5 protein-coding genes and 1 pseudogene are annotated in these 7463 nt (G+C 64.4%); all 6 read left to right on the top strand.

Features of this window, described 5'->3' with window-relative positions; all coding sequences use genetic code 11:
- A pseudogene (locus tag NET02_RS16155) lies at positions 1-268 on the top strand (hypothetical protein); the annotation flags it as partial.
- Between the two features lie 34 nt (positions 269-302).
- The gene (locus NET02_RS16150; protein WP_284058465.1) at positions 303-968 is read left to right on the top strand and encodes a hypothetical protein; all 666 of its coding nucleotides are present in this window, start codon (positions 303-305) and stop codon (positions 966-968) included.
- Positions 969-1063: 95 nt separating this feature from the next.
- Positions 1064-1522 carry a hypothetical protein gene (locus tag NET02_RS16145; protein ID WP_284058464.1) on the top strand — a complete coding sequence of 153 codons (459 nt, stop codon included), beginning with the start codon at positions 1064-1066 and terminating at the stop codon, positions 1520-1522.
- A 37-nt stretch (positions 1523-1559) separates the two neighbouring features.
- Complete coding sequence (locus NET02_RS16140) at positions 1560-2453, top strand: hypothetical protein (protein ID WP_284058463.1); 894 nt, start codon at positions 1560-1562, stop codon at positions 2451-2453.
- Between the two features lie 26 nt (positions 2454-2479).
- Positions 2480-2980, top strand: coding sequence for a hypothetical protein (locus tag NET02_RS16135; protein WP_284058462.1), 501 nt, complete (start codon positions 2480-2482; stop codon positions 2978-2980).
- 1665 nt (positions 2981-4645) lie between these two features.
- Positions 4646-7216 (top strand): Ig-like domain-containing protein, encoded by a 2571-nt coding sequence (locus NET02_RS16130; protein ID WP_284058461.1) that lies wholly within the window; start codon positions 4646-4648, stop codon positions 7214-7216.
- The last annotated feature ends 247 nt before the right edge of the window (positions 7217-7463 follow it).

Raw genomic sequence — 7463 nt, 5'->3', positions numbered from 1 at the left:
GCCGCTGCTGGCTCAGGGGAAGCCCGAGGTGAGTGGGGTCACCGGGATGTACGACTACGAGGGTGAACTCGTTGGAGCCGCTGTCGGTCTCGACTTCCCTGCGCCGATTAGGTTGAAGGGAGCGTTCCCGGTCGTCGTGATCCCGGAGTATCAGGACGTCGAAGCGATCGAAGTGATCCCGCAGGATATCGACGAGTCGGTCTCGACCATCGTCGTCCTTGTCCACTTCCGGGAGGAAAGGGCCCTCGGCCTTTCTGGCTGGTACTAGTTCGGGAGCAGTTGCCGGGAGAGGGGAGACAGTGATGCGAAATCTTACTCTGTCCGGTCTATCGCTCGCCTTTGGATCTGTGCTCGTGCTCACGAGCGTCGTCCTCGCTGGCACCACTACGACCTACACGACGGTGAGTTACAGCGGCGATACGTTTTACAACTGGGACAACACCTCGACTTCCTGTGCCTGCGGCAACGCCGTTGACTGGCCGGTCACGATGGTCTTCCGCACCTACGCTGACGTGAATAAAGTAAAGCGTATTCTGGGTGGGGTTGGAGGTGACCCTATGTATCTTCGTGCCAACGACGGTACTGGCTGGTTCTGGGATAGCGATGGTGGAAACAAGAAGCTGATCTCTGGATATCTCGACTGGTTTCATCACATTCGCCTCTATGCTCCGAATCCGCCGGACTACTTTTACAGCACAGCGTGGGGCCGGTACGTTCTGGGCACTACACACATTGATAAAAACGAATCTAGCCGAGATAATAAGCAATTCGGCTGGAGCGAGACGGCCGAGGAGTGGTTCGCCGCCTACTTCCGGAACCGCAACTACAGCGTGACCGAGGACGCTTTCTGGATGGCGAACCGTGACGGGTGGTCCAGCGGCCGGTGGGAAGGGAACCGCTTCGTGCTGAACAACGGCTACGCGACGATCATCGTGATTCCGACTCCCACGCCGACACCCAGTCCGTGAGCGGTGTCTGTGGGTGAGGTCGCGCGCGACCCGATAGCCCTGGAAGGTGTGTCGTCATAACCAGTATGGATACATCGGGAAGCGCCACGCCGGCCATGGTAGGACGAGCGGCCCGGCTGCTCCTGGGGGCAGCAGCGGGTATCGTCGGGCTTGGTCTGGTGCTTTTAGCAGGCTGGCTGGTGCTGCACTCGTTCCACGCCGACTACTCCGAGGCGCGGTTCGACGCGCGCCTCTTCGCTGCCGTGGCCGTGTACTATGGTGCCATCTACCTGGTCCACGCCGTCGTCTTCCTGCGGCGTGGCCGGCCCCCGCGCTGGGTGGTGCTCCTCGCCGCGCTCGGCTTCCTGACCCCAGCGCTCTATTCCATCGCCGACTGGCTCTACCTCGGGATGGGGACGGACCCACGGTGGTTGCCGTTAGGGATTCTGGCCGAGCACGTCTGGGAATTCTACCGGCCGCCGTTCACGGTTCTCCACGGTGTGCTGTACGGCTGCGCCGCGCTCGCGCTCGTCGCGCTCTGGCTACGGTGGCGCTCTGCACAGCTCCAGGCGTGAACGGCCTACGGCGAATGTCGCGAGGAAGGGTGACGCGATGACCCGGCACTGGGCCCGGCTGGCGCACGGCATCGTCGTCGGCCTCATCGGGTTGGGGCTCGCGCTGCCGCTGACCGCTTCCTCGCTGGCCGTCGGCAAGCCACCATATCCCGGCTACTGGTCGCTCGCGGATCTCGCCGCGACTGGACTGGATCTTCGTGAGCCGGAAGACGGTACCTATACCATCGCCGGCGTCTCGCTTCCGCCGTCGGATCAAGAAGCGTACGTCGCGGTCTGGCTGCACTACCTGATCGAAGTCGATCCCTCCAGTGGCCCTGGGGAGGTTCTGCTCTGGGATGAGCGGGCCGGCGGGAGCGCGACCTTGGTTCGCCTCCGCTGGTATCCTGGGCAGCCCAGCGGCCACTTGGAGTGGGACACGCTCGACGTGTTCCGGGGCCTGCGACGCGGCGTCGTCCTCGCGCCGCTGTTCGAGGTAACGGTGCACAACCTCGTGCCGGTTGACTGGCTGGCGTCTGGCGATGTTCCGCTCGTGCTGCGCGTGGAGCGGCGCGGAGCTGTGCGCTTGCGGCGACTCGCTGTGCTCCCAGATTCAGGGGTCGAGATCGCGCGGCGCGGGCCACCGCGCCTCGATCTCGTGGTTGCTGTTCCACGCCGTCCGATCGAAGCCGAGCAGGAGATCTCAATCAGCGTGCTCGGCCATAACCCTGGCCGCGAGCCACTGTGGGATGTCGTGATGCGCCTGCGCTCCGCGCCATGCACCATGATCGTCTCCGAACAGGGTGAGAAGCGCTGGCCGCAGGTCAGGAGGGCCGTCGCGGCCACGTTCCGCCTGCGCGTTACAACGGCGGGCCGCTGTCCAGTGACCCTCGAGTGGGGCGCCCGTGGGAGTGGCGACGTTCTTTCGCTGACCATTGGAAGTCAACCCCGGTGACTTGCCGGCTCGACGAGGAGGAGACGATGCCACAGCTCGCCGACAGCATCCGTTCTCAGCGGCCAGCGATCGCCAGGCCTGGTATTGGACATGTGATCCTCACGAGGGTTCGCCAGCTTCTCGGCATACTCGTGCTCACGTGGGCAGCCGGTCAGCTCGGCTGGGCGGGGTGGCTCCTGGCAGGCCCCCCGGACTGGCTCGTTCCCGAATCGATCGCCTCCGCTGGGGAGCTGGCGCTCTGGCTTGCCGGTAGTGGCCTCCTGGCCTGTGCAGCAGCGAGTATCTTGCTCAGCGGTGGAGAACGGATCTGGCACGTCACGGCCCTGACGAGTGTGATCGGGTGGGTCGCATGGCCGGCGCGCACGCTCCTGGAACACTGGTGGCTGCTCGGCACACTCACATTCGAACCGCAAGGTAGCTCATTCGGAGTGCCCTGGCCGGTTCGAGAGGGATGGCTCGTACTACTGGTGGTGAGCGCGGTCGGTGTCTTCGTGGCCCGGCACTGCGGACGCGTACCGGCCCGCTGACCTGCGACCGGAGCCCGCCGATCCCGCTGGCGCTCGGACGCCGGTGTTCAGGTGTGGAACGGCAAGGCCGGCTCGGGGGCTGGCTGAGGAGTGATATCTTGCGCGATAGGAAGAAATAGATATACTGGTGACATCTTGCGGGCGTGTCCTCTCTCCGCGCGTTGCGTGTTGCCTCCGGCAACCGGTCGCAACGAGTCAGCGACCGTCCGTGAGCGGCAACGAAGGGCGCTGCCAGTGTCTCTGGGCCTCTCCACACTGGCGGCCCTGTGTGCAGGTGTGACGCGCCGGAGGAGGCCGCGCGTGCATCGTTGTGGCTTCGCCCTTCTGTCCACCCTCTGCCTCGGCTTAGTCGCAGCATTTGGTTCACTGCTTCCCGCTCACACAGACGCCTCGAATGCCGCCTTCGTGGACCAGCAGGCGATCTTCTTCCCCTTCGTTCCGAACGGCGTTACCCTCGAGCCTGACAACGGACCGTGGTACGGTTCCGCCATCGTGCAAAACCTCGAAGCGTATCCGATCGAGGTCGTGGTGCGACGCCCCGGGAGTACCGCTCGAGTGACGTCCGTTCCGCTCGACCCTTATGGAGCAGCGACGCTCTCCGCCTCGGAACTTGGTATCGACAACGGAACGAGCGGGGCCGCCTACGTTACCGCGTCGTGGACTACTGAAGGGTTCGCCGCACTTCGGGCCAGTGGCCTCTGCGACCAAGTCCTCACCTCCTCGACTCGGATCCGTCGCCTCACTCGCAGCGCGACGGACACAACTGACACACTGACCGTCTCCCTCGGAGCGAAAGAGTCGCTGGTTCGAGCGCCGGTCGACCTCCTCACTGCCGAGGAAGACGGCCCTCGCTATCTCCCCGAGGTGGATTATTCGGTCACCCTACCTGAAACAGACACGCTCGCGATTTCTTGGACTGCTGACGCGCACCGTCGTCCTGAGGCTAACGCCTCCTATGAGGTTCAGTACACCATCGTGGGGCGCAGCAGCTCTTGTCCGGAACCACGCATTTCCGGTGCGATCAAGGTAGTTTCACCGACCCCTCCCACGAATGCGCAGACGAGCGGTGCAATGCGTGCTGTGACAGGTTACACGGCTGTTCCCCTCGCTGACCTGGCACGCGCTCGCGGGCTGGAGGAAGACGCTCCGCTCAGCACACTCCTGAACGGTGGTGGGCAGAGCAACTGGGTATTCCCTCTGGTGCAAACAAACAATGGTTGGAACACCATTGTGCATGTGACGAACTTTTCGACGGTAAATGGCTGTCCGGTCACGCTGGCCTTCTTGAAGGCAGGCACGGGAGCCGAAGTGCCCGCTCCGATAACCTCCACGCTGTCGCTGGATGCTGGACAGACAAGAAGCATCGATCTGGTTCACGAGCTCGGTTTCCCAACCGGTGCGAATGAATGGATCGGGCAAGCGTGGCTGACAGCCAACTGCACGATTGCAGCGTCGGTTGATCGGCTAAAGGGAGAGGCAAACTTAGCACTGAGTCTCACCGCGCAACCGCGTGATCTCTCGAATACCTCCCCCCAGTATGCGCCACTCCTCTTCGAGAGCTACTACGGCTGGAACACTGGGGTTACCTTTGCCAACCTTTCAGATAGCCAAACGAACCAGGTCACCTTAACCTTCCTCGATGAGTCCGGCGGGATCCTGCAAACCGTGACACGCACCCTGGCGCCCCAGGCAGTGGACTACCTGTACCGGCCGGCAGATGACCAGGTTTCTCCCGATACGTCAGCCGGTCGCCTGCAGCAGCTCGTCGTGACCGGTACGGCGCCGTTCGCGGTCGTCGCGGACTCCGTCAAGTACGAGGCAGGACGCGGGCAGGCACTGAGCTATCCTCTCCAGCCCGGTAGCTCCCCCGGCGACGTCCTCGCTCTCCCTCTCGTACAGAAGGGGAGCGCTTCTTCAACCGGGAGCCAGCTCTCCGGCGACACCTCGGGCCTCCGGCTCTTCAATGCAAGTCCCACCGATCCGGCCATCATCGCGTACGAGTTCCGGCTGGTCGACGGCACGTTCGTCCCCCTCGGGCAACAGAGTCCTTCCCTGGCGACGATCCCGCCGATGGGCACGCTGCTCCTGTACACCCCGTCCCTCCCCGAGCTTCCCGATGGCTTTCGAGGCGCATTCCTCGCCGAGGTACGTTCCGGTGGCCCGCTTTCCGTCGTCTCCAACATCGTCAACTACGACATCGCTGGTGACGGCTCCCTCGCGTACAGCGCGCTTTCCGTCCCAGCGCACCAACCGGGGCAGGGAGGCTTCCTGGCACTTCCTGAGGCAGCGTCCAACCCGGTCACGTTCGAGATAGGAGATGACCAGACGGTGGTGAACGGGCATACTGTCGCGGTCGTCGTCGTCGATCGCTACGGGCAACCGGGCAGCGGCGTGCGCGTCTGTGTCGACATCGTGGACGGACCCAACCGCGGCGCGAGTGACGAGGCGACGCGCCGAAACTGTGGCAACGCCGACCAGACCGGCCAGTTCCTGTTCCGCTACCGGTCGAACGGGACTCTCGGGACCGACTCGATCCGGGTCTGGGTCGACCTGAACCAGGACGGAGTGACGGACACGAATGAGATCGCCACGGTCCACAAGACATGGGTACGCGGGCTCTCCCGCGAGCTCTCCCTCCAGCAGCAGACTTGCCAGCCGGAACTGAGCAACCGCAGCCAGGGGAGATGCGTCAACCTGATCGGCACCACACACCGCCTCACGGTACGCTTCATCGATGGAACCGGTCTCCCGATTCCGGGAGTCCTCGTACGGGCGGCAACCGATCGTGGGGGAACGCTGGAGCCTACCTTGAGCTGCTCGGCCACCGGTCGGGACGGGCGGGCCGACTGCAGCTACACCAGAACTACGCCGGGGACTGACCGCATCGTCATCTGGGCAGACCTCGATCGCGACGGCGAGCGCGGCGGCGACGAGCCCTGGCTCGCGACGACCAAATCCTGGGTGCAGCCCCAGCTCTTCCTGACACCGGACTGCGAGGCCGTCGGGCAGAACACGGTGCCGGGCCAAGAGATGTTGCTCTGCGACGCTGCACCCAGGAGCGAGCTCCAGATCGCGGTACGCGTGACCGGCCCGGGCGGCAGCCCGGGCGTCTCCGGCGTGCTCGTCCGCGGGCGGATCGTCAGCGGGGTCAATGACGAGACGCCCGACCTGGCGTGTACCGCGACCGGGGCCGATGGCCGAGCCACCTGCACCCTCCGTGACCAGCGCGCCAACTTCGACAATTTCGGCGATCAAGTGCGGATTTGGGCCGACCTGAACGCCGACGGGGTAGCCGACCCGTGGGAACCGCAACAGCGCTTCTTCGTCGCCTGGCAGTTCGAGTTCCAGGTCACGGTCACGCACCGGGACGTCGTCCCCATCTATACCTTCGACGAAGCGTTCGTCAACCTCCGCAACGAGGACGTCACGATCACCGCGACCGTGACCAGCAAGTACGGGACGCCGGTCCCCGGTGTCCCTGTCTTCTTCACCGTGGAAGGGGGGCCGAACGCTGGCCTCCGCGACGAGTGTGGCCGCACCGACCAGCATGGCCAGGCGCGCTGCACCTACCACTCGGAAAAGTTCGGCGTCGACTGGGTCTTTGTTGTCTTTGACCTCGACGCCAGTGGCCATCGCAGCCTCGCGGACGCAGACCTCCTCCGCTACCTCGCCTGGTCGGCCGACCTCACGATCAATGTCCAGTGCCCCGGCGGCATCTTGTACGACGGGGTCTGTCACGCGGCAACGGGCGGGGTGGTGACTGTCTCCATGAAGCTCGTGGACGGCGCTGGCCCGGTAGAGGGCGTCCTCATGTACTGCAGCGGTCCGTACTGGCCCACCCCGGTACCCCCCATCCCGCCCGACCTTCCGCAAGTCCCACCAGAGGAGAACTCTTCGGCTTGTACGTGGAATCCTGCTAACATCCGCACTTCCTCCGATGGCACCACCGTCGTCACCGTATCGAGTCAAAGCGACGGCGTCTACCCTCATCTGATCTGGGCTGACCTGGTCGAGGACGGGCAGCTTGAGGCCTGGGAGCCACGCCAGTGGTTCGCGATGGCGTATTGTCCAGCCTTGCCGGCGGGGCAACAGTGTACGTTTTCGCTCCGGGCGGCGGCACACTGGTCAGCCGCGTCGGACAGCGCCGCACTGTCCGGCATCGGTGTCCCCGCAGCGGCGCTCGTCCCTTCATCATCGAACGAGACGCAACGGCCCCGAACACGGAGAGGAGGGTAACCGCGTACTTCACTGGTGCTACTGCTCTCGGGGGGAGATCGCGGGCTCTCCGATTCCCTTGTGTGACGCAACCGACCGGTCTATGAGCTGAAAGCCTTGCTGCCGGGGACGTCCGGTAGGCACCAGTTGTGCCAGAGACACTTTCCGCTGTAGGAGGACGAGGATGACAAGGCCGGTTTCGCGTCTCGCGGCCCTGCTTGCGGTGCTGGTCGTCGTGGTAGGGGCGCTGGCCTGGGGATACTGGTCG

It is taken from the genome of Thermalbibacter longus (assembly GCF_023806485.1).
Classification (GTDB): Bacteria; Chloroflexota; Chloroflexia; order Thermomicrobiales; family Thermomicrobiaceae; genus Thermalbibacter; species Thermalbibacter longus.
This window is presented reverse-complemented; position numbering and strand designations above follow the sequence as displayed.